Source organism: Paenarthrobacter sp. NPDC089675, from assembly GCF_044749185.1.
Lineage (GTDB): Bacteria > Actinomycetota > Actinomycetes > Actinomycetales > Micrococcaceae > Arthrobacter.
The window spans coordinates 261,134-283,424 of sequence record NZ_JBIVHM010000002.1 but is presented as its reverse complement, the minus strand read 5'-3'; the positions used below and the strand labels follow the sequence as shown (position 1 = coordinate 283,424).

Sequence of the window (22,291 nt, the reverse complement as noted above, 5' to 3'; positions counted from 1 at the left end):
GAGTCGGGGTAGTGGTGGGGTGGAACATCAGTGGTTTGCCGGTCATGGCTTGGGGGCAGGGAGTACGACGAGGGCGTCGCCTACGGGGCGTTCGCCGGTGGCATCGGAGGGTGAGTTCATGACCTGGCTGCCTTGGACCATCGTGGTGGATCCACCGCCGTCGAGGTTCATTGCGTTGACCATGCCGAGGGACTTGGCCACGCGCGCTTCTTCGCTCAGGCTCAGGCCGAGTGATGCGGTCTGGCGGCCGTCGGCGGTGACCAGCAGGGTACGGCCCTGGGCGTCCACTCCGGCAAAAGTGCGGGGGTTGCGTTTGTGGACCCAGCCGTAGAAGAAGCTGTTGCTGTCATTGGACCGGACCATGCCGTCGCGCTTGGCCGTAACGTTCACCTGGCCGTCCTGGACCAGGAACGGGCCGCCGTTCACCACGTCCGTTGAAGGGGCCGTCTTCAGGGGCTCGCCGTTCCCGGTGAGGAGGTCGGCGTCGACCTTCAGTTTTTTGCCCGGGACCGCCAGGGCCGCAAGCTTGTCGACGTCGGCGCCGATCGCCTGCACAGTCTGTCCGCCGACGGGTACGGCGGTGCCGCGACTGTGGTTGACGGCGGTGACGGTCCCTTGGGCGTCCAGGATGACTTCAAGTCCGGCACCGGCCGGGGTTGCGGGGCCGAACTCCGGGGTGAACGAGACGATCTCGTCGGCGTCCGTGCACGTGAAGTCATGCAGGGGCAGGTTCGTCGGGGTGTCGTCCGTTCCGCCGCAGTTGCGGATCAGCCCGGGGACCCGGTCGACGCCGTCCAGAGGAAGTTCGGCCGAACCCGGCGTGGTCACGGCGCCGTGCCAGTGCAGCCGCTGGATGGAGGTTCCATTCTTATCCAGGACAAGGGAGGGCCGGTCGCCCACGGGTTCGCTGAGGACTTTGCCATCGTGAACGGCGGCTCCGGCCGGGTCGCCGGGGGCGCCGGCTGCCGGGTCCATGGTGAAGAATCCAGCGTTCACCGCGGCCAGGGCGCCGGCGGCGGCGGAGAGCTGGCTTGTCGTCTCACGGTCCTCGAGGTTGGGCCCGAATGATGAAGTGAGGTCGCCCTTGAATTCCTTCGGGTCAATCGTGAGTACCTGCAGGTTCCAGGGACCGTGGTCGTCCTCGCTGGTGCCCGCGTCACCGTCCCAGCCGGTGTAGATCACCGAGGATTTGTAACCGGCGGCTTTGATTTGGTCAACGACGGCGGCACCGTCGGCTTTAGTGCCGAACTGGCCAACGCGGACCCTGTACCCAAGGTCTCCGCCGGCGTCGGCAAGCTGGGGAGACTGTACGTGCTCGACCCGGGCGGTCACACCGGCAGCTTTGAGTTTGTCGGCGACCTTCTGGGCCTGTGCTTGGGTCGATAGTGCTGAGGCGGGGGCGTCCGGGTCCGGAGACGTCGAGGGAAGGGCCACCTCGGCCGTCCAGGAGAAGTCAGCGTTCGGAGTTCCGCGGGTGATGACAGTCCGGGTGAGGCCCGGAGCCAGTGTGGTGACGGTCCGGGTTTCGGGCTGGTCCGCTGCGCCAAGGTCCAGATGGCCTGCCAGTGAGGGCGCGGCTGCATCCTGGTCCGGCGCCGCCGCGCTGGAGACGCCGGCGGGGACCAGGAAGGCGAAGGGAAGAGACACGGCCAGCGCGGTGATAACCGCGCGGTGGTGACGATGATTGGGGTTGATCATGGTCACCAACGCTAGGACGGCCCCGAGCCTGAGTTGGCACCCACACACCGTGGTTCCTGATGCTTTCGGGTAGTGTTCATCGGCCGTTCGCGAGACCGTGGCCAGATATTTTTCCCCTATGGCGTAACCCGCCGTCGCTGCGCTGGTGAAAGCGTAAGCCGGAAATTGGGCCCAAACACGCCGGTTGGTGCGATCTGCGGTTCGGCTACTTCCGCTGCCTCGCCAGTGCCCGCCCCAGTCGTGCCGCCGCTTCCTCCAATTTCGGGGCCGGAACGTCGCCGTAGGCCAGGCGCAGGTGGCGGTCGGCATCCGTCCCAGGTCCCGAGGGGAAGAACGAACCTCGTTGGTACTCCACGCCTTCAGCGCTGGCGTCGTCCGCCAAGCGATCCGGATTCACTGAATCGTCGGCCAGTCGCGGCCAGAGGAACAGTCCGCCTTCGGGAAGCACGGATTCAAAGGCTCCGGGTGCTTCCCGGTCCAGCGCTGCCACCAGGGTCTCGGCACGGCTCCGGTACAGGGCACGTGCTTTGTCCAGCGTGGCATCGAAGATTCCGGGGTCGGAGGTGACCAGCTCGCCGATGATGGCCTGGACCAGCGTGGAGCTGTGCGAGTCCTGGCGGCTGCGGAGTGCCACAAGGTCGCGGGCCAGGTGCTCGGGAGCTACGGTCCACCCAAGCCGAAGCCCTGGCCCCAGTGTCTTGGTGAAAGTGTTGATGTGCAGCACGTGGTCCGAGTTGTTGAACGCCTCCACGCTTTCCTGCTCCCCGGCAAAGCGCAGCTCCCTATACGGATTGTCCGCCAGGATCACGAAGCCATAGTGCTCCGCGAGCCGCACGAGCTCCGCACGGGCCTCGCTCGGCAGGGTGCCCTGCGAGGGGTTGTGGAAGTCCGGCACGGTATAGACGGCGGAGGGACGGGCCCCGGCACGCAACAGGTCACTGAGATGGTCGACGTCGAGTCCGCGCGGACCCACGAACACCGGCAGGGTCCTGGCGTCGGAAAGTTGCAGGCCCCGCAGGAACAACGGGAAGATCGGGTTGTCCACGGCTACCAGGTCGCCGCGCTCCACCACGGATTGAATGGCCAGGGAGAGTCCGTGGAAGCCCCCGTTGGTGATCAGGATGCGGTCTACGGAGACCCCTTCACGTTCGGCGATCCATTCGCGCAGGGTTGAAATGCCTTCCGTCCGTGAATATTGCAAGGCAGGAACGCCGGGTTTGGCCAGTACACGGGCAGTCGCTTCGGCGATCTCCGTGGTGGGAAGGACGCCAGGGTCCGGAATCCCGCCCAGGAGTTCGATTGCGTCCGCGCGTTTGTCGCGCAGTGTTGCATCACCGAAGCCCTTGGGCGCTGTGAAGGCCTCGATCAGGGCAGGCCTGCGGGTGGTGGTCAGGTTCACGGTCATGCTGATGCCTTCGCTAGTTGTTTGGTTTCGGATGCTGGCGCGGCCAACGGGATCGCATCCAGTAGTGACTGTGTATAGGGATGCTGCGGCCGCAGGAAGATATCCTCCACAGGCCCGTCTTCCACGACTTGCCCGCGGCGCAACACGGAAACTGTGTCCGCCACCTGCCGCACCAGCGCGAGGTCGTGGGAAACGAACAGGTACGTCAGCCCCAGTTCGCGTTGCAGCTTGGACAGCAGTTCCAGGATTCCCGCCTGGACACTCACGTCCAGTGCTGAGGTCGGTTCGTCCAGAACGACGACGTCGGGACGCACCACGAGCGCGCGGGCGATAGCTACGCGTTGCCGTTGGCCGCCGGACAGATTCGTGGGCCTGCGTGACGCCACGGATTCGGGGAGGCCCACCGCATCCAAAGCTTCACGGACACGTTCCGCCCGTTCCGCCGTGGTCCCTACTTTGAACTGATCCAGCGGTTCCCGGATGATCCTGCTGACCTTCCACGTGGGATCCAGGGAGGTGAACGGGTTCTGGTAGACGAGCTGGAGGTGGCGCCGGATCTCCCGGACTTCAGCCCGCGACCGGCCCGAGGTCGATTCCCCGGCTACCGCGATCTGCCCACCGTCCGCTCGTTCAAGACCGAGCAGCAGCCGGACTGCCGTGGTCTTGCCCGATCCTGATTCCCCCACAAGGGCGTGGGTGTGTCCGCGTTCCACGGAGAAGGAGACCCCATCAACGGCCAACACTTCCTTGCCTCCGGCGGTGAAGCGCTTGGTCACCTCACGGACGTCGATCTGGGCGGGCGCAGCAGCAGGTGAGCCGGCAACCCCGGTCCGGGAACCGTCGTCGTGCGCTGAATCGGTGGTGACCCGCTGGTTCCGGTACCTGTCCGGGTGCAAGGCCGGGACGTCTGCTTGGAGATTCCTTGCGTACTCGGTCCGGGGTGCGGCAAAGATTTCCCGCGAAGCGCCGCTCTCCTGCACCGCTCCATCCTTCAGGACCACCAGCGAATCAGCGCGCTCCGCGGCGATCGCGAGGTCGTGCGTAATCAGGAGCAGGCTGATGTCCAGCTCGCTCCGGAGCTCAGTCAGCAAGTCCAGGATCAGCTTCTGCACCGTGACATCCAGGGCCGAGGTGGGTTCGTCAGCCACGATCAGTGACGGCCGCGGCAGTACCGTCAGTGCTATGAGAACGCGCTGCAGCATGCCGCCGGAGAGTTGGTGAGGATAGGAGTAGTACACCCGGGCAGGATCGGGCAGTCCCACCTGTTCCAGCACCTGAAGGATCTCTCGGCGTCGCACCTCGGGATCTGCCTCCCCGAGCAAGGCGGCTGCCTCATGGGCTTGTGCCCCAATGGTCCGGACCGGATTGAGCGCCGACGCCGGGTCCTGCGGGATGAACCCGAGCTCACGGCCCCTGTACGGCCGGAACTGCTTCTCCGGCAGGGACAGGAGATCCTTGCCGTTCAATTCCACCGTTCCACTGGTGGACGAACCGTGGGGAAGCAACCGGAGGACGGCTTTCGCAATGGTCGACTTGCCGGAACCGGACTCGCCGATCAGTGCGAGGCTCCCGCCTTTGGCCAGTGAAAAGGACACATCATGGACGACGGCGGCATGGTCGTAAGCGATCGACAAACCTTGCACTGTTAGTAGGGAGCTCATGTCACTTCGCCTTTCGCAGCCATCGGCTGATGCGGTTGACGGACAAGACAGTAATGACAATGACCAACGCAGGCGCGTACACGAGCCACGGTGCCGTGACGTAGGTCTTGCCGGAGGCCACCAGCAGACCCCAGTCCGAGGCAGGGGGCGGATCGCCGTAGCCGAGGAAGGCCAGTGACGCGATGATCAGGATGGAGGTGCCGAACTGGAGCACGGCCAGGACCAGCACCGAGCGGTAGGCGTTGGGCAGGATGTGCCCCAGCAGGGCGTGGAGGCGGTTGCCGCCTTCCAGATAGGACGCTTCCACGTAGATGGCGCCCCGGACACGCATCACTTCGGCGCGCATCAGCCTGGCGAAAACCGCGACGGCGGACACGCCGGTAGCGATGGCCGCGTTGATGGTCTGGAAACCGAGGGAACTGACGATGACCACTGCCAGGAGGAAGCCCGGAATGGCAAGAAGTACGTCGACCAGGCGGCCAAGGATGGAGTCGGTCCAGCCGCCGCGAAAGCCGGCGGCAAGGCCGATGATGCTTCCCACCACCAAGCCGATCAGGACTGCTACCAAGGCACTTGTGACCGAGGACGCGGTGCCGTAAACCACGCGGGCATACTGGTCCCGGCCAAGGTAGTCGGTGCCGAACCAGTGTGCTGCGCTCGGTGCGGCCAGTTTGCTCGCGGTATCGCCGGTCACCGGACTGTAGTGCGTGAAGATGCCTGGCGCCAGGGACCACAGGATGACCAGGAGAACCACGGCGAAGGACAGGATCACCGTGACCGGCGGAAGGCTGTCCGTCAGTTTCCGCTGGGTCGGTTCTGTGCCGATTTCTGTAAGGAGGGCGGTCATGCGCTTACCTTCTCCCGGAGTTTGACGCGCGGATCGAGGAGCGGCGAGGCGAGGTCGGCCAGGAGGTTGACGACGACGAACACCACGGCCGAAAGCGAGACGACTGCTTGGAGAACGGGTTGGTCCTCACCCGTCACGGCCTTCTGCACCACGGTTCCGATCCCGTCCCGGCCAAAGATGGTTTCCGTGATGACCGAACCGCCAAGGAGTTCGCCCACGACCAGGGCCACCATCGCCACCGACGGAAGGGCCGAGGGCTTCACCAAGTGCTTCGCGAAAAGCCTGGCTTCCGTCAGTCCCCGGGAACGCGCCACCACGGCGTACTCCTGCCGGGTTTCGTGGTCCAGGCTGGCAATCAATACCTCGGCCAAAGGGGCCGAGACGGGGATTGCCAGGGTGATGGCGGCGAAGAGTGTGGCCACGGGACTGTTCGGATCCGTGGTGGTGAACGAATGGAGCCGGAAAGCGAAAAACTCGATCAGGATAAGGCCGATCACGAAGTTCGGCACGGACAGGAAGAACGACGGGATGGAGCGCACCACCGCAGCCCACTTCCCGGGAAGGTACTGCGCGCCGTAGGCGATGGCCACCGCGAAAATGATCGCGATCACCAGGGCACTGGTTGCCAACGTGAGGGTGGAGGGCAGGGCATCCCCAACGATCTGGGTCACCGGCAGGTTGGATTGCAGCGAAAACCCGAGCTCGCCCGTCAGGAACCGGCCCAGCGACAGGAGAAGCTGGACGATCACCGGTTGATCGAGCCCATAAAAGGCCACGATCCGCTGGATGTCCTCCTCGCTGAGGCCGTGCTGCGGGTCGCGGAGTGTGTTGGTGATCGCGTCACCGGGAAGCACGCTGATGACCAGGAACGTCAGGACGTAGGCGAGAAGGACAACGATGACCGCCTGGCCCACGCGCGTGAGGGCAAAGCGCTTGTAATCGCTGGTCACTGTGAAATCCAGGCGGTGTAGAAGTTCGCGTAGGCCAGGCCGTTGTACTGGACGTCCTTGATCTTCGGGCTGATCAGGTAAAGGCGCTGGACCAACTGGTTAAGGGGAACAAAGTACCCCTGGTCCAGGACATACTTCTGCAGTTCGTCGGCAACCTCCTCACGGGAGGCCCTGTCCGAGGCGGTGGCGATCGCCGTCGAGAGGTCGTTCAGCTTTTGGTCGCTGGTTCCGACGCTGAACCAGTCCTCGCCCTTGTTCTGGCTGGTGAGGACACCAGCGACCGTTCCGACGTCGACGAAGCTGCGGGAGGTCTGGAACAGCGGCGGCTTGCTGGCCTGGATGGCTGCGTAGCCTGCTACGTCCACCACCTTGAGGTTGACCTTGATGCCGACCATCTTCAGCTGTTGGGCGATCAGTTCGTCCTCGGCCTTGGTGGAGGGGACGTAAGGGTTGGGCGTGAGGGTGAATTCGAGGGTCTTGCCGTCCTTGGTGCGGTAGCCGTCGGAGCCCTTGGTCCAGCCGGCGTCGTCCAGCACCTTGTTGGCCTTGTCGGGGTCGAACTTGAAGGAGTCGCTGAAGTCGCCGGCTTCGGGGACGTTGCCCTGGATGAAAGTGGTGGCGGCGTTCCAGTCGTCGGTGTAGACGGTCTTGCGGATCTCTTCACGGTCGATGCCGTGCTGGATGGCTTGGCGGACGGCGAGTTCGTTGGTGGGGAAGGCCGTAGTGTTCACCTGGAAGCCGTCCACGAAGCCGAGGTAGCGGGGCGTACCGACGGTGAAGCCCTGGGCCTTGAGGGACTCGATTTCCTGTGGCTCGACGTTGAAGGCAACATCTGCCTGGCCGGAAACCACGGTGGAAGTGCGGACCGAGGTGTCCTTGATGACCTTGTAGGTGATGGTGTCCAGGCGGGCCGGTCCAGTGTGGCCGAGCGCCGCCGGGCCCCAGTTGTAGTCCTTGCGCTTCTCCAGCACGTAGCTGTCGCCCTGCTTCCAGGACTTGACGATGAAGGGGCCGCTGCCGATTTCCTGGCTGAGGTCCGCCTGCGCTTCCACGGGCAATGCCAGGGTTTTCGGCGAGAGCAGGATGCAGCCGTGGTAGGCCAACGTGGCAATGAAGCCAAGGGCCGGCGAGGAGAAGCTGACCTTAACCGTCTTGGGATCGGTGGCTTCGGCGGAGGCGAAGTTGGTGGAGGGGAACAGGCCCACCTTGCTGATGCCGCGGGCAGAGTCACCCTTGGCCCAGGCGTTCAGGTTGGCAACCACGGCTGCCGCGTCCAGCGGGGTCCCATCGGAGAACGTCACGCCTTCCTTCAAGTGCAGGACAAAGTCCTTGGCTCCGTTGAGCTCTTCCCACTTCTCGGCGACCCAAGGGCTGAGCTCGCCCTTCTCATTGACGTAGACCAGCTTGTCCGTGATCTGGCCCCAGAGGTTGCCCTCGTAGCTGGAGATGGCGGTCTTGCTGGGAACCCAGCCGGTGTCGTAGCCCTGGATCAGGAAGGTGATGTTGCCGCCCTCCACCGGGGTACCGCCGTTGGCGCCCGTGCTGGCGGTAGTCCCGCCGCAGGCTGTGATCAGGGCCGAGGTGGACAGGGCGCCGAGGCCTGCGAGGAAGGCGCGCCTGCGGAATTCAGGGGTGTTGAAGGTGTTCATGGAGTGCTCCTGGATGCGTTGGGGTTTGTTTCGGGGTTTCCTGGCGGCCTTAGATGGCCTTGCCGGGGTTGAGCAGCTGCCGGGGATCGATCGCTGCTTTGATGGCGTGCTGGAGTTCACGGCTGCGCTCGGACAGTTCCAGGGCGGCCCACTCCTTCTTGATGGAGCCAACGCCGTGTTCACCGGTGACCGTTCCGCCGAGGGAGAGCGCCACCTTCACGAGTTCAGTGGCCGCTTCCTGTAGCGCGGCAGGCGGGTTGGGGCCGTCGTCGGGCGTTTTGTCCAAGGTGATGAGGGGATGAAGGTTCCCGTCGCCGGCATGGGACACCGCCGAAATGTCGACGCCGTACCGGGCTTCCAGCGTTGGGAACGCAGCGTAGACCTTGCCGAGTTGGGACTTCGGCACGGCGATGTCCTCTCCGATGTACCACTTGTCCTGCGGCAGGCCGCGGCCGCTGCGCCGCAGTTCCCAAAGCCGCACGCCGTCGTCGTCCGCTTCCACGGTGACCCGTCCGCCGACGGCGGTAAGCGCGGTGGCGAGGTCTGCGGCTTGGTCGCCGATGCCGTAGCCGTCCAGTTCGATCAGGATCAACGCGGCGCCGCGCTCACGGAGCGCCGTCCCGGAGTGGGCGTCGATGTTCCTCAGGCTCGGGGTATCAAAGAATTCGATCGCGGCCGGTCGTACGGGGGAGAGCGTGATGGCCGCCAGGCCGTCCGTTCCCTGGGTCGTGCTGTCGAAGAACGCGCTGACGGTTTTGCGGGCGACGGGGTTGGGCCGGAGCCTCACGGTTGCGCTCACAACGATGCCCAGGATGCCCTCCGACCCGACGAACAGCGAGGTGAGGTCCAAACCGGTAACGCCCTTGATGGAACGGTGACCTACGGTGATGAGGCTTCCGTCGGCGAGTACGACGTCGAGGGACAGGATCGATTCCCGGGTCACCCCGTACTTGGCGCACCGCAGTCCGCCCGCGTTGGTAGCGATGTTGCCGCCGATCGAGGAAATATCGAAACTCGCAGGATCCGGTGCGTAGAAAAGGCCAAAGGGTTCGAGGTGTTTATTGAGTTCCGCGTTGATAACGCCGGGTTCAACAACGGCGACCTCGTCCAAGGGAGAAACTTCGATAATCCGATTAAGTTTCTCCGTGGAAATGACCACTTGTTGTGCTGTGGCAGTTGCCCCTCCCGACAGGCCGCTGCCGGCGCCACGGGGGACCACCGTGATGCCAAGTTCCGCGGCGAGCCTTACAGCCTCCTGGACGTCGGCTGCTGTTGCGGGAAGAACGACGGCGGGACCTTCCTTAGTGGGGGCGGATGCGGTTTTGGCGGTGGCTGCGTCGTGGCCGTAGCGGGTGGTCTCAGTGCCGGGTTGGAGGATCTCAATGCCTTCCACCGTGCTTGTGAGTTCGCCAATGTAACGCCGGATTGCGGTGTGTTCGTGAGTGAGTTGTGTTGTCATGCCGGTGTCTCTCTGTCCGGGTGCATGACAAGGCATTCCTGCGCGAAGCACCCAAAGGCTGTTGATGGAAATCCCGGTCACATATGACCGGGTCCTCAAAAGTTATCGGGATTCGGAATTTGCGTGCGAATTCCCTGAAATGTCAATCAATAGTTCTCAATCCGGGGTAGTAAAAGGGATTTTTACGTAAAGGTGCGCAATTCAGGGACACTTTTCTCGACTTTGTGACGCTGTCTTACCCCAGTGCCCTGTGGACCTGGACTGTGTCAGTCCTCGTTCAGGTCAAGTGTGTAAACCACCAGTTGTACCTTCGGTGCGGGGCGTGGTTTCTCACGCTCAGGCCTTCTGATGTAGCCGAGCCGTCGGTACAGGCTCTGGGACGGTTCATTGTCGACGGCGGTGTCCAGGACCACGCGCTTGGCACCTTGGAGGGTGGCGAGTCGTGCGGCTTCGTCCATGAGTCGTTGCCCGAGGCCGGTCCGGCGGGTTTCGGGCAGCACCGCGAGCAACCTGAGCTCGGCTTCGCCTTCCTCCGCCTGCCGGCTCAGGCGTGAACCAAACGGCAACAGGCTCGCGGTACCCACCAGTCGACCTGTTTCCGTGTCTTCGGCCACCAGCAGAACGCCCTCGTGCGCACGGGCTGCCGCGTCGAGCAGCAACTGCAGACGCTCCTCGTCGGGCTGGTGCGCGCCGGGCAGGTGGTGGCCGAAGCCTTCGTACGTCAGCCGCCCCACGGCGTCGTACTCTTCGTGACGGGCCTCGCGGATCACGTAGGTGCCGGTTGCGGCGGTTGCTTGGGTGGTCATCTTTGTCCTTTCGACGACGACGGCGGTCAGCGTGCGCGGGCCGCGGCGGGTTCCGGCCGGGAAGGCAGGCCAAGGTGCGATTTGAGGGTGCTGCCGGTGTATTCGGTGCGAGCGAGGCCGCGTTCCTGGAGGATCGGAATGACCAGGGCGGTGAAGCGTTCCAGGTCTTGCGGGAGGAGGGAAAACATGAGGTTGAAGCCGTCGGCGGCACCTTCGGCATGCCAACGCTCGAGGGAATCGGCCACGTGCTCCGGGCTGCCGATGAAGTCGTAGTTCCGCTTGTCGCCAGTGAGGATCGAGTAGAGATCCTTGAGTGTCACCTCGTGTTCGCGTCCCCGGATCTGTTCGCCCGCGGAGCGGAAGTCCGTGCGCGGGTTGGCGATGCCGGGAATGCCGGACTGTTCAACGGTCGTGTCCGGACCGAGGCCGGTGAAGTCGATGTGTCCTGCGAAGTACTCCTGCAGGAAGTCCAGGACCTGCTGGTCGGTGATGAGGTTGTCCAGCTCGCGGATCCGTTCCAGAGCTTCCTTGCGGCTGTCGGCGACGATCGGAGAGATGGCCTGGTAGACGTAGAGTTCGTCGGGGTTCCGGCCGAATGCCTCTGCCTGGGCCCGCACGGACGCCCGGTATCGCCGAGCCTGCGGGATATCCGGGTGGCTCGCGAACAGGGCATTGGCAAAGCGGGCGCCCAGGCGTTGGCCCGGGCCTGATGTACCGGCCTGGGCCAGGAGCGGCGAGTGCTGCGGGGACGGGCCGATATTGAGCGGGCCGGCCACTTTGAAGAATTCACCCTGGTGGTTGAGGCGGCTGAGTTTGTGGCGGTCGAAGAACTTGCCGTGCTCTTTGTTGTACAGGAACGCGTCCGGGTCCCAGGAATTCCACAAACCACGCGTAACCTCCACGAATTCCTCGGCCCGCTGGTATCTGAGGCCGTGTTCGAAGTGCTGGTCCGCGCCGTAGTTTCCCGCCGTGCTGTTGGTCAGATCCCTTGTGGTGACGATGTTCCAGCCAACCCTGCCGCCGCTGATGTGGTCTGCGGTGAGGGCTGCGCGGGCGAAGTTGTACGGCTGGTCGTAGGACGTTGACGAGGTAGCGATCAGGCCAATCCTGTCCGTCACCGCACCGAGGGCCGTGACCAGGCCGATGGGGTCGAAGCGGTTGAGGATGCCGGGGTTGGACGTCTCGTCAATGGCCAGCGAGTCGCCCAGGAAGATTGCATCAAACTTCGCATCCTCGGCTGTCCTGGCCAGCTCTACCTGATGGGCAAAATCGATGCTGGCCTGCGGAAACGCCGTTTCATGGCGCCATGAGGCCAGGTGGATGCCCGTCCCTACCAGGTAGGCGAAGAAGTGGATCTGCCGTCGTTCGTTGGCGAGGTACTGGTTCATTGCTGTTTCCCTGAAATGGCCGTAGGGCGGCCCGCTGTGTGGCGCAGCGGGCCCCCTTAGCGAACTACTTGGTCTTCTTGATGGCTGCTTCTTCGGCGGTCAGGACTTCCTGCAGCTTGGCAGCGGTCCAGTCGGCCTTGAACTGCAGGTTGCCGTCGTTGAGCTTGGTGACAGCGGCTTCAACTTCGGGGGTGTGGTAGGCGTCCACGATCTTCTTCCAGACGGGATCGTCCTTGCGGTCGGCCTTGACCACGAAACCGTTGATGTAGGGAGCCAACGATTCGGAGTTCAGGTCTTCCTTGAAGATGATCTTGTCGTCACCCAAGCCGCCCTTCTGGGCCTGCGTGTTATTGACGACGGCGGCTTCCGTAGTGCCCTTGAGCGCGTTCACGGTCTGGTTGCTGTCGACGGGAACAACCTTGACCTTGCTGGAGGTGATCTCAGCAGGGGTAGACAGCGAGTTGCCGCCATCCTTGAGCTGCAACAGTCCGGCAGTCTGCAGGTTCAACAGGGCACGGGCCTGGTTGGTGGGGTTGTTCGGGATCGCAACCTCGGCGTCTGCGGGAAGCTCCCCGACAGACTTGTACTTCTCCGAGTAGAGGGCCAGCGGGTACACGGCAGTGGCACCGACCGGGACCAGCGTGCCGTTGCTGTTCACGTTGAACTGGGACAGGTACTTCAGGTGCTGGAACAGGTTGATGTCCACTTGGCCCTGCTGGGTGGCGGTGTTGATCTGTGCGCCGTCAGTGAAGTTCTTGACCTCCAGGTCGACGCCCTGGTCCTTGAGCTTGTTCTTCAGGATGGTCCAGTGCGCTTCAGCGCCATCGTCCACTCCAATGACCACCTTGGTGTTCCCCGAATTCGAAGAGCCTCCCGCAGCACCTCCGCACGCGGACAACGACAAGGCGGCAATGAGGCCGACGGCGGCGACTAACAGGCGGTTCTTCATGATGCTTCTCCGTACAAGGGTATTGATGCGAATGGAAGGTACGGGGTGTTCCCCCTGCCTCACGCTAGGCAGTTGCCTGCACCCGGATCGAACGCGCCCGCAACACTTCGACGCCTGCCGTCAAGGAACGAAACCGCAGGTCACAGGGGGTCACCCGACTCGATCCGGGAGTGGTGTCGCTGTTGGAATGAGGTCCCAAACAACCCTCAAGGAGGCTCCGTTGAGCGCCATCGTCTCCCTGCGCGGAGTCAGTAAACAATTTCCGGTTCCCGGAAGCCGGACCCTGACCAAGGCCGCCGGTCCGGTGCGCGCCGTCGACTCTGTCACACTGGACATCGAGGAAGGAACGGTCGTCGGGATCGTTGGTTACTCCGGCGCAGGGAAGTCCACGCTGGTCCGGTTGCTTAATGGACTGGAGCGCCCCACCGAGGGACAGGTCATCGTCAAAGGGCAGGACATCTCCTCCCTGCCGGAGAGCCAGTTGCGGAACATCCGGTCCGGGATCGGAATGATCTTCCAGCAGTTCAACCTACTCAAATCCCGCACCGTGTTCGGCAACGTGGCCTACCCCTTGAAAGTGGCCGGTTGGCCCAAGGAGAAGATCCGCCCCCGCGTTGAGGAACTCCTTGAATTCGTGGGGATCGCCGACAAAGCAGGCACCTACCCGCGGCGGCTTTCCGGCGGCCAGCAACAACGGGTGGGCATTGCCCGCGCCTTGGCGAACGCCCCGGACATCCTCCTCGCCGACGAAGCCACCAGCGCCCTGGACCCCGAAACCACCCGGGACGTCCTGCGCCTGCTGCGGCGGATCAACAAGGAACTCGGCACCACCGTAGTGGTCATTACCCACGAAATGAACGTGGTCCGCGAGATCTGCGACACCGTAGTGATGATGGAATCCGGGCGCGTGGTGGAGTCCGGTCCCACCTACTCCGTCTTTGCCGACCCCAAGAGCGGATCCACCCAACGATTCGTCTCCACGGCCGTCCATGGAACACCGGAACCCGAGACCGTGCAACGCCTCTCAGCCGCGCATCCGGGACTGTTGGTCTCGGTCGGCATCTCCGAAGCTGCGCCCACTCCGTTGGTGGCTGCAACGTTCGAACGCCACGGAATCGGTTCCAGCGTCGTCTTCGGTGGCGTCACCGAAATCCAGAACCGCATCCTGGGCACCCTCACCTACGAGCTCACCGGCAGCGACGCATCGATTGACGCGGCACTCGCCGAACTGGGCGAGGTCACCGCCGTCGAACGTCAACTCTCGACGACGGCACCCACCGAAGGTGCCGTCCCGCACCTGGCCACTGTTGGAGAGAAACCATGACCACCGACTGGACCAGCCTCCTGCCCGTCCTGGGCGAGTCCTTCCAGCAGACCATCTACATGGTGGCTATCACCGTGCTGCTCAGCGGCCTGGCCGGGTTGGCGCTCGGCGTGACGCTGTACGCCACGCGGCCCGGGAACCTGTTTGCCAACAAAGCCGTGTTCTCCGTGCTCAACTTCCTGGTGAACATCATCCGGCCCATCCCGTTCATCATCTTCATCACGGCCATCGCTCCGCTGACGCTCATCATCATGGGAACCACCATCGGCACCACCGCGGCGATCCTGCCCATGGCGCTCATGGCAGGTGTGGTGATCGGTCGCGTGGTGGAGCAGAACCTGGTGGCCTCCGATCCCGGAGTCGTTGAAGCTGCCCGTGCCATGGGTGACAGCCGCCTGCACATCCTCTGGGCCGTGGTGATCCCCGAGTCGTTGGCGCCGCTGATCCTGGGCTACACGTTCATGATCATCGCGATCGTGGACATGTCCGCAATGGCCGGGTACATCGGCGGCGGCGGCTTGGGCAACTTTGCCATCATGTACGGCTACCAGCAGTTCAACTGGGAAGTCACGCTGGTGACCGTGCTCATCATCATCGTCATGGTCCAGGCCGCGCAGTTGCTGGGCAATTTCCTGGCCCAGCGCATCCTCCGCCGCTAGGTTTAATTGGAGATTCCTTATGCCTATCGAATTCCTCGGCATGGGTGCCGGCAATGACTCCACGGAGACCTCGCCGGCCACCACGGCCTTCTTTGATCCTTCCTACGCTGTGAAGATCGCGCGGATCCATGAAGACAACAACTGGGACCATGTGCTGTTCGCCTACAACTCGGCAACCCAGGACCCGGCCGTCCATGCCACGTGGGTTGCGGCCAACACGGAGCGGATTCAGCTGAGGTTGGCGCACCGGCCGAACGTGTCGCACCCGACGTTCGCTGCGCGGTCCTTCCTGACCCTGGACCACATTGCGCAGGGGCGCTTGACGGTGCACTTCATCACTGGCGGCAGCCAGGCGGACCAAGCCTGCGAAGGTGATTACCTCGCCAAGGATGCGCGGTACGGCCGGACCCAGGAGTACATGCAGATCGTCCGTCGGGCGTGGACAGGGGAGAGGTTCGACTGGGACGGCGAGCACTACCGCTTTGAAGGCTTTGCCTCCGGGCTGGGTCCGTTTGGTGGGAAACGCCCGGGAATTTCCTTCGGTGGGTCATCCGAGGCTGCCTGGTCGGTGGGTGCTGCCGAGGCCGACATCTACGCCCTCTTCGGTGAGCCACTGGCCGACGCCGCTTCGCAGCAGGAACAGATCCTCTCGCGGGCTGCTTCCCTGGGCCGGACATCGCCTCTGCGCTGGCAAATCGCTTTCCGGCCCATCGTTGCCCCTACCGACGAGTTGGCCTGGGAGAAAGCCCGTTCCATCCTGGGCACCTTCGAATCACGCCGGTCCGCAGGCGAGGTCATCGATCCTGTCCGGCACTATGCCGTGAAGCCGGAAGCAGCCGGAACCCAGCGGCTTTTGGCGGCGGCCGAACGCGGAGACCTGCACGACCGCGCCCTGTGGACGGCCCTCGCCAAAGCTGCCGGAGGCGGAGGAGGAAGCGCGACGGCGTTGGTTGGCTCCTATGACACCGTCACCCAGGCGATCCTCGACTACCACGAGCTCGGCTTTGAGATCTTCGGCCTGCGCGGGTACGACTTTGTCCCCGACGCCATCGAGTTTGGCCAGCACGTGATCCCGCAGCTGAAGCAGGAGGTGGCGCACCGGGAACGCGGCCTGAGTGCCGAGGACCGCCCCGCCGCGCATGCCGCCGCCCGCACCCGTACCCTCTCTCACTAAATCCCCCCTTTCTGGCCACCCTCTCTCACGTCCCGGGGTGCTTTCCCGGATGCTCGCTCATTGGATGGATACTTCCCCCCGGTTCACCCGTACCCTTTCTCGACACGCCCGGCCAGCTGTTTGTGAGAGAGGGATGGGCTCTCGCGGGTGGGATGTGAGAGAGCGTCAGGGGAGGGTGGCGGCGATCCGGCCGTCGACGAGGACAGCGACCACCTCCGTACCAGCAGATTCGGCCGCCGCCGCGTCCCCCTGCCCTTTAGTACTGCTTGCCCCAGCTTCCACCGGAACCGGGAGGCCGGCCCCAAGCACGCTGTAGGCAAGACCGGCTGCGACAGCTGGGGCCGCGTCGTCCACGGCAGCCAACGACTCCAAAGTCACCACTGCCACGACTTCCCGCGGGTGCACGGTTCCAAAGCTCTCGCCCCGGTCCAGGACCAGGAACGCTGGCTCGCCAGGTGCCAACCCCCGGGCATAAAGTTCGACGGCGGCCTCCGCCGCTGTCAGTCCGCTCGCCAGGAGCGGGACTCCGGCAGGCGCGCCGGTGAGCAACGAGCGGACGGTTCCAGCCGGCGTCGTGGGTTCCAGGAACCCCAAAAAGGTGAGCCAGTCGTCGTCGAAATAGGTGGAGAGGTAGTTCCGGCCGGAGTCCGGGAGCACCACCACGATGGTGTGGTTCTCGTCCAGGATCTCGGCGAGTTGCAGGGCGGCCGCAAGTGCTGTGCCTCCGGTTGCCCCGATCAGCAGGCCTTCTTCGCGGGCAGCGCGCCGGGCAGTGAAAATGGCGTCGCGGTCGGAAATGCTGAAGAACTTGTCCACGAGAGCGGGATCGAACGCTTCGGGCCAGAGGTCCTCAACAGAATCCGGGTGAAGGGGATGCCCGGCGCCTTCGGTGTATTTGAGCGAACCGTTGCCGCCGCCGTAGCGGGAGTGCTCGGGGTCGGCGCCGATGACCTGGACGGCCCCGTCGCTGGCCTGCTTCAAGAACCGCCCGGTCCCGCTGATCGTCCCACCTGTACCTACGCTTGCGACAAAGTGCGTCACGCTGCCGGCAGTGTCTTTCCAGATTTCCGGCCCCGTGCTTTGAAAATGTGCCTCGGGATTAGCCGGGTTGTCGTATTGGAGCGCCAGCCAAGCCCCCGGCGTCGAGGCCGCAAAGGCCGCGGCACGGTTTGCGAGATGCCCGGGATCCGAACGTGGCACGAAGTCGGCCACCAAGTGGACTTCCGCTCCGAAGGCTTTGAGCAGCCGGATCTTTTCGGCAGACGTGGCGGCCGGTGCGAAGATCACCGAACGGTAGCCCAGCTGCGCAGCAACCAGGCTCAGCCCGATGCCCGTGTTGCCGCTGGTGCCTTCGACGACCGTCCCGCCCGGCTTCAAAAGCCCGGCTTCCTCGGCCCCGCGGATCATGGACAGCGCAGCCCTGTCCTTCACGCTTCCACCGATGTTCTGGAACTCCAGCTTGGCGTAGATGCGTGGCCGGACACCTGCTCCGAGCTTCCGAAGGCGAAGCAGGGGCGTGCCACCGATGGCGTCGAGGACTGATTCGTAGACGGTCATGCCGCCAACGCTAGGCGTGCGGGAAACGCCCACCAAAAAGCATTGAGAACCGTGTGCTGATGCGTCGCAGGGCCACACACAAGAGTCACAGCAGGTCAATGAAAGTAACCCTGATTCATGCCCCTTAACCGGGTGTCTCGTGATGCCCGGCGCCGCACCAGGCAGGCCTAGAGTCACAAACATGGGTACAAACGCCAAACGTTCCGCACTATGGCTTTGCCTGGGCGCCGGATTCATCACGCTGTTGGATCAGTCGGTGTTCGTGCTCGCTGTCCCGGCGATGTCCGCCACGCTCCACGCAGACTCCGGGTCCGTCCAGTGGATCCTCGCGAGCTACTCCCTGGCGTTCGGTGTCGCGCTTGTTCCTGCTGGCAGGCTCGGTGACATCGTCGGCAGGCGCACCCTCTTCATCGCAGGTATCGCCGTCTTCGGCGCTTCGAGTTTGCTGGGCGGACTGGCCACGGACCCGTCGTGGGTGATCATGGCCAGGCTTCTCCAGGGGCTGGGCGCGGGCACGCTGAATCCCCAGGTCCTTGGTTTGCTGCAGGACATTTACACCGGCCACGACCGGGCCAAAGCCCTTGGTGCCTACGCCGCTGCGGGCGGTTCGGCCGCGGTGTGTGGCCCGCTGATCGGCGGGTTGGTGTTGTCCCTTGGCGACCCGGCGACCGGCTGGCGCATCCTGTTCCTGGCCAACGTCCCGCTGGTGCTGATCCTGGTCCCGCTCGCCTTAGCGCTGCTGCCCAGGACCACCCGCAGTAAGGGAGGCAAGACCTCCATCGACGTCCTCGGTGCCCTTCTCCTGGGCGGTGTAGTGGTGGCCTCCCTCATCCCCACAATTTACGGCGCGGGCATGGTCGCGGTGACGTCGCTCGGAATCGGGGCCGCTGCGCTCCTTGCCTTCGCGGGCTGGGAAGTCCTCTACCACCGCCGGGGCAAGACACCATTGCTCAGCGGCGCACTCGCCACCTCCAAGGGATACGCGCTGGGAACGGTTGTCGCCCTGTGCCAGTTCGGCGTCGGCGCAGGAATGGCCGCCGTAACGTCCTTCTACTTTCTTTCGGGCACGGGCATGGCACCCCTCGCCGCGGCAGCAATCCTCGCCCCGCAGGCCGCAGGAATGCTCCTGGCCTCAACCTTCAGTTGGCGTTACCTCGCCCGATACGGACGCGCCGGGATCGTCTTCGCCCTCCTCGCAAGCCTGGCCACCCTCGTGGCCAAGGACGTGTTCGTCCAACGCTTCGACTCCGCCACAGCGGCACTGGCGGTCGCCGTCGTCGGTCTCGTCCAGGGCATCGCGACCGGCCTGGTCGTTGCACCCAACCAGGCCCTGACACTCGGGCACGCACCATCCGGGGCCGCCGGCGTCGCAGCCGGTTTCTACCAACTCAGCCAGCGCTTCGCCGCCGCGCTCTGTTCAGCTGCCGCGGCGGGCATGTTCCTGCAGGCACAGGGCGCCGTCACGGGCGGAGCAGCGAAAGAATCCTTCCACCACGGTATCCTCCTGTTTTGCATCCTGCTGGGGGCCGCCGTAGTGGCTGGCGGTCTCGATTGGTTCCGCGAGGTGCGCGCCGCCAGCCCCGAAAACAGAAGTGCCGTCGTCGTACCTTCCGTAGCGGAAAGCACGACGACGGCAACGGAACCGCTGGTGCAGGGCCCGGTTTCCGGAAGTACGACGGCGGGAGGAACCCACCGCTCGGACGTCACCGAACCCGTGGACGCCTAGGCGGATTCAGCCGGAGGTGCGGCAGGTCCTGTGGTGGGAACGCCGGCGTCGCGGAGGGCGGGGAAGCCGCCGTCGACGTGAACGGCGTTGTGGTAACCGAGGACTTTCAGCTTCTCCGCCACAGGACGCGAGCCGTTCACGGAACCGCAGAAGACCACGATCTTCTGGTCGGTGCCCGTGACCTGGGCGAGGCGGTGGGCGGATTCAGGAGCGAAGTCCTCCTCGACATGTTCGCGGTTCACCACCACGGCACCGGGGACGGCACCTGTGCTGGCGCGTCCACCTTCGCTGCGGACGTCGATCAGCAGGACGCCCTCCTGGATCAGGGCAGCAGCTTCCTCGGCGGTGATGAGCTGGGTGTCTTCCTGGATTTCGGTGGTCATTGGTGCTCCTTTGTTGTTTGGGTGAGTGGACAGGTTTAGAGTCCCCAGGACTCGGCGAGCAACTGGTAGGAGTTCTCGCGGTCTTCGGGGTCGTGGGCAATGGTGGTGATGAGCAGTTCCTGTGCACCGGTGGCACGTTGGAGGGTACGCAAGCTTTCGGTGACCTGCCCGGGAGCGCCGATGAACCGGGTGTCCAGGCGGTCCTTGATCAGTTCTTCGGCGTCGGCGTCCAGGGTGAATTCCGCTGCGTCGTCGGGTGAGGGGTAGGGGATAGCTCCTTGACCGCTGCGGATGCCGTGGACCCACTGGGCGTAACCACGGCCAATACGGCGGGCGCTGAATTCGTCGGGTGCAACCAGGACATCTGCTGAGACGATGACGTGCGGTTCCTGCAGCGTTTCTGAGGGCTTGAAGTGGGCACGGTATTCGGCGATCGAGTCCAACACTGTCGCGGGAGCCACGTGATAGTTGGCTCCGAACGGCAGGCCCAGTTTGCCCGCAAGCCTGGCGCTGGGACCGGCCGTGGAGCCGTGGATCCAGAACTGCGGAGACTGGCCCAGGGCGGGAGTGGCCGTGACTTCCTCACCGTGCCTGGTCCGGTATTCGCCGGTGAAGAAGCCGATGATGTCCTGGACGTCGTTCTCGAAATTGTCCGTGTCGCCCGGGAACCGGCCCAGGAGTTCGCTCTGCAGGCGGAACTTCCGGGGAAGGACGGCGCCGAAGATCGGGCGGGCGGCGGGGACGACGAGTCCGTCCACAACGCGCTCCGCGGACTGGGCTTCCCCTGATGGCGCGGGTTGGCCCGGCGCCGGTTCGCTCGGCGACTTGGGCGGACCGGAACGGCCAAAACCCAGATCCAGGCGGTCCGGGAACACCGCAGCCAGCGTTCCTATGCTCTCCGCGATCTGCAACGGGCGGTAGTTGCCCAACAGCGTGGCCGCGGTGCCTACCCGGATCGTCTTTGTCGCCGATGCCACGAGTCCGGCCAGCACATGCGGGGCGGAACCTGCAACGCCTTCGTTGAGGTGGTGTTCGGCCAGCCAGTAACGGGAGTAGCCGGCGGCTTCGGCGGCGACGGCCAAGGCAACAGTGCTGCGCAGCGCGTCGCCGGAGCTCTGGTTGGCTGACACCGGGCTGAGGTCAAGGACTGACAGGGGAATCACGGAAGGCTTCGGCATGTGACGACACTACGGAGCGGAAGGGACGCACCAAAGCCCGTTCGTCACCCGGCTCAACTGGACTCAACGCAGCTCAACCCGGCGCAATGGAAGGTCACAAGAGCCTGCCTATCCAGCGGAAAATGACGAACTTGGCAGCCGCTTGACGCGCTGTTTCCTGCGTTGACTCCCCGCGTCAGGGCCGTTTGTACATTCCTTGGAGCTGCTCCTAGATTCAGTTCCAGGTCAAGAGTCAGCGCGCCAAGGACCGGCTCGCGCTGCGGCAACCCTCAGGCATTAAGTGGCGGGGTGCTCCGGAAACAGACCTGGCCGCGCTCGCGGCAAGTGAATGTCAATCCGGCCGCGCCGCGGCCCGTGAAAGAGAGAAACATGCCTTCCAAACCTGAATTCCGTTCGCGTGTTGTTGCCTTGGAGCTCGACGGCGATGGAGCCCACCCGGCCGCCTGGCGAAAGGCCCTTCATGATCCGCAGGCACTGTTGGGGGGCCGTCGGATCCGTGAGACCGTCCAGGCAGCCGATATCGCGGGGTTCCATGTAGCAACCTTCAAGGACAGCCGGGTGGTGGACAGAGGGACCACCGGAATCCCGAGCCGCATCGACGCCATCCAGAGGGCAGCCTTCGCGGCGCCGATCACCCGCTCGCTTGGGCTGGTCCCCGAAGCAGGCACGCTTTTCACCGAGCCGTTCCATGTCGCCACCCAGCTCGCCAGCCTGGATTATTCCTCCCAGGGACGCGCCGGCTGGCTGGTAAACGCGGACAACCTGGTGGAGGAAGCCCGTTCCGTGGGCCGCTCGACCCTGCCCGCGCATGAAGTGACAAGCGAAGCAGCAGATGTGGTCCAGGCCAACCGCAGGCTCTGGGACTCGTGGGAGGACGACGCCGTCATCCGTGACGTTGCCACGGGCCGCTACCTGGACCGCGACAAACTGCACTACGCCGACTTCGAAAGCGCACGCTTCTCGGTGAAGGGACCGTCCATCATCCCGCGTCCACTTCAGGGCCAGTTGGTGGTGTTCGCCCCCACGGAACTGATTCCCGCCGTCGAAGCCGACGTCGCCTTGGTCTCTGCGGACACTGCCGATGAGCTCGCGCAGGCAGCCCAGGCGGCAGCGGCATCAGGTGCGCAGCGGACGTTGGTTGAGCTCGACGTCGTCCTGGACGCCCGCGGGCAGAGCGCCGCCGAGCGGCTCGCGGAGCTGGATGCCCATGAGCGATGGGTGGGCGGAGCCCGCTATGTGGGAGATGCCCAGGGGCTGGTGGAACTCCTCACCGCCCTCTTCGCAGCCACCGACGGCGTTCGCCTCAAGCCCGCCGTCCTGGATATCGACCTTCCGGAGCTGGCGTACAAGGTGCTGCCCGGACTCCACAAAACCGGACTGGTGACGCCGCCAACGCCGGGGACCACGCTCCGCGAAACCTTCGGGCTTCCCCGCCCGGCCAACCGCTACACAGCGGCCTGAAAACGCCCCCTGACAGA

The 22,291-nt window shown here is 64.5% G+C and carries 18 protein-coding genes and 1 riboswitch; of the genes, 5 read left to right on the top strand and 13 right to left on the bottom strand.

What is annotated here, in order from left to right:
• Nucleotides 1–42: 42 nt before the first annotated feature.
• The 10 genes from ACIPY2_RS05405 to ACIPY2_RS05360 all read right to left on the bottom strand — a co-directional run bounded on the left by ACIPY2_RS05405 (nt 43) and on the right by ACIPY2_RS05360 (nt 12,812).
• Entirely contained in the window at nt 43–1,698 is a 1,656-nt protein-coding gene (locus ACIPY2_RS05405) for a phosphodiester glycosidase family protein (RefSeq protein ID WP_400265348.1), read from the bottom strand.
• 205 nt (nt 1,699–1,903) lie between these two features.
• Nucleotides 1,904–3,103 carry a PLP-dependent aminotransferase family protein gene (locus ACIPY2_RS05400; RefSeq protein WP_400265347.1) on the bottom strand — a complete coding sequence of 400 codons (1,200 nt, stop codon included), beginning with the start codon at nt 3,101–3,103 and terminating at the stop codon, nt 1,904–1,906.
• The gene (locus ACIPY2_RS05395) at nt 3,100–4,764 is read right to left on the bottom strand and encodes an ABC transporter ATP-binding protein (RefSeq protein WP_400265346.1); all 1,665 of its coding nucleotides are present in this window, start codon (nt 4,762–4,764) and stop codon (nt 3,100–3,102) included. The genes ACIPY2_RS05400 and ACIPY2_RS05395 overlap by 4 nt, the downstream gene beginning before the upstream one ends.
• A gap of 1 nt (nt 4,765) precedes the next feature.
• Nucleotides 4,766–5,611 (bottom strand): ABC transporter permease, encoded by an 846-nt coding sequence (locus ACIPY2_RS05390; RefSeq protein WP_400265345.1) that lies wholly within the window; start codon nt 5,609–5,611, stop codon nt 4,766–4,768.
• On the bottom strand, nt 5,608–6,561 hold the full coding sequence (locus ACIPY2_RS05385; RefSeq protein WP_400265344.1) for an ABC transporter permease: 954 nt from the start codon (nt 6,559–6,561) through the stop codon (nt 5,608–5,610). The genes ACIPY2_RS05390 and ACIPY2_RS05385 overlap by 4 nt, the downstream gene beginning before the upstream one ends.
• Nucleotides 6,558–8,210: an ABC transporter substrate-binding protein gene (locus tag ACIPY2_RS05380; protein ID WP_400265343.1), complete on the bottom strand. Its 1,653-nt coding sequence runs from the start codon at nt 8,208–8,210 to the stop codon at nt 6,558–6,560. The genes ACIPY2_RS05385 and ACIPY2_RS05380 overlap by 4 nt, the downstream gene beginning before the upstream one ends.
• A 49-nt stretch (nt 8,211–8,259) precedes the next feature.
• Entirely contained in the window at nt 8,260–9,669 is a 1,410-nt protein-coding gene (locus ACIPY2_RS05375) for an FAD-binding oxidoreductase (protein WP_400265342.1), read from the bottom strand.
• A 266-nt stretch (nt 9,670–9,935) separates the two neighbouring features.
• Nucleotides 9,936–10,475, bottom strand: a complete 540-nt coding sequence (locus ACIPY2_RS05370) for a GNAT family N-acetyltransferase (protein WP_400265341.1) — start codon at nt 10,473–10,475, stop codon at nt 9,936–9,938.
• 26 nt (nt 10,476–10,501) lie between these two features.
• Entirely contained in the window at nt 10,502–11,863 is a 1,362-nt protein-coding gene (locus tag ACIPY2_RS05365; RefSeq protein WP_400265340.1) for an LLM class flavin-dependent oxidoreductase, read from the bottom strand.
• 64 nt (nt 11,864–11,927) lie between these two features.
• A complete protein-coding gene (locus ACIPY2_RS05360; RefSeq protein ID WP_400265339.1) occupies nt 11,928–12,812 on the bottom strand; it encodes a MetQ/NlpA family ABC transporter substrate-binding protein in 885 nt (294 codons plus the stop codon).
• A gap of 220 nt (nt 12,813–13,032) precedes the next feature.
• Between ACIPY2_RS05360 and ACIPY2_RS05355 the strand changes: the two genes are divergently transcribed.
• Genes ACIPY2_RS05355 through ACIPY2_RS05345 form a run of 3 tightly spaced genes read left to right on the top strand, consistent with a single transcriptional unit; the run spans nt 13,033 to nt 15,969 of the window.
• On the top strand, nt 13,033–14,136 hold the full coding sequence (locus ACIPY2_RS05355) for a methionine ABC transporter ATP-binding protein (protein WP_400265338.1): 1,104 nt from the start codon (nt 13,033–13,035) through the stop codon (nt 14,134–14,136).
• On the top strand, nt 14,133–14,795 hold the full coding sequence (locus ACIPY2_RS05350) for a methionine ABC transporter permease (RefSeq protein ID WP_400265337.1): 663 nt from the start codon (nt 14,133–14,135) through the stop codon (nt 14,793–14,795). Before ACIPY2_RS05355 ends, ACIPY2_RS05350 begins: the two co-directional genes overlap by 4 nt.
• Nucleotides 14,796–14,814: 19 nt before the next feature.
• A complete protein-coding gene (locus ACIPY2_RS05345; RefSeq protein ID WP_400265336.1) occupies nt 14,815–15,969 on the top strand; it encodes an LLM class flavin-dependent oxidoreductase in 1,155 nt (384 codons plus the stop codon).
• A gap of 165 nt (nt 15,970–16,134) precedes the next feature.
• Here ACIPY2_RS05345 and ACIPY2_RS05340 read toward each other — a convergent pair whose 3' ends face one another.
• Nucleotides 16,135–17,526, bottom strand: a complete 1,392-nt coding sequence (locus ACIPY2_RS05340; protein ID WP_400265335.1) for a PLP-dependent cysteine synthase family protein — start codon at nt 17,524–17,526, stop codon at nt 16,135–16,137.
• Nucleotides 17,527–17,707: 181 nt separating this feature from the next.
• On the opposite strand from ACIPY2_RS05340, the gene ACIPY2_RS05335 reads away from it, so the two are divergent.
• Entirely contained in the window at nt 17,708–19,252 is a 1,545-nt protein-coding gene (locus ACIPY2_RS05335; protein ID WP_400265334.1) for an MFS transporter, read from the top strand.
• Here the strand turns inward: ACIPY2_RS05335 and ACIPY2_RS05330 are convergent.
• Together ACIPY2_RS05330 and ACIPY2_RS05325 are read right to left on the bottom strand one after the other, a co-directional pair.
• Entirely contained in the window at nt 19,249–19,635 is a 387-nt protein-coding gene (locus ACIPY2_RS05330) for a rhodanese-like domain-containing protein (protein ID WP_400265333.1), read from the bottom strand. The genes ACIPY2_RS05335 and ACIPY2_RS05330 overlap by 4 nt on opposite strands.
• Nucleotides 19,636–19,670: 35 nt before the next feature.
• A complete protein-coding gene (locus ACIPY2_RS05325) occupies nt 19,671–20,813 on the bottom strand; it encodes an LLM class flavin-dependent oxidoreductase (RefSeq protein ID WP_400265332.1) in 1,143 nt (380 codons plus the stop codon).
• Nucleotides 20,814–21,036: 223 nt separating this feature from the next.
• Nucleotides 21,037–21,146, top strand: a riboswitch (SAM riboswitch).
• A gap of 36 nt (nt 21,147–21,182) precedes the next feature.
• Between ACIPY2_RS05325 and ACIPY2_RS05320 the strand changes: the two genes are divergently transcribed.
• Nucleotides 21,183–22,274, top strand: a complete 1,092-nt coding sequence (locus ACIPY2_RS05320) for an LLM class flavin-dependent oxidoreductase (protein WP_400265331.1) — start codon at nt 21,183–21,185, stop codon at nt 22,272–22,274.
• The last annotated feature ends 17 nt before the right edge of the window (nt 22,275–22,291 follow it).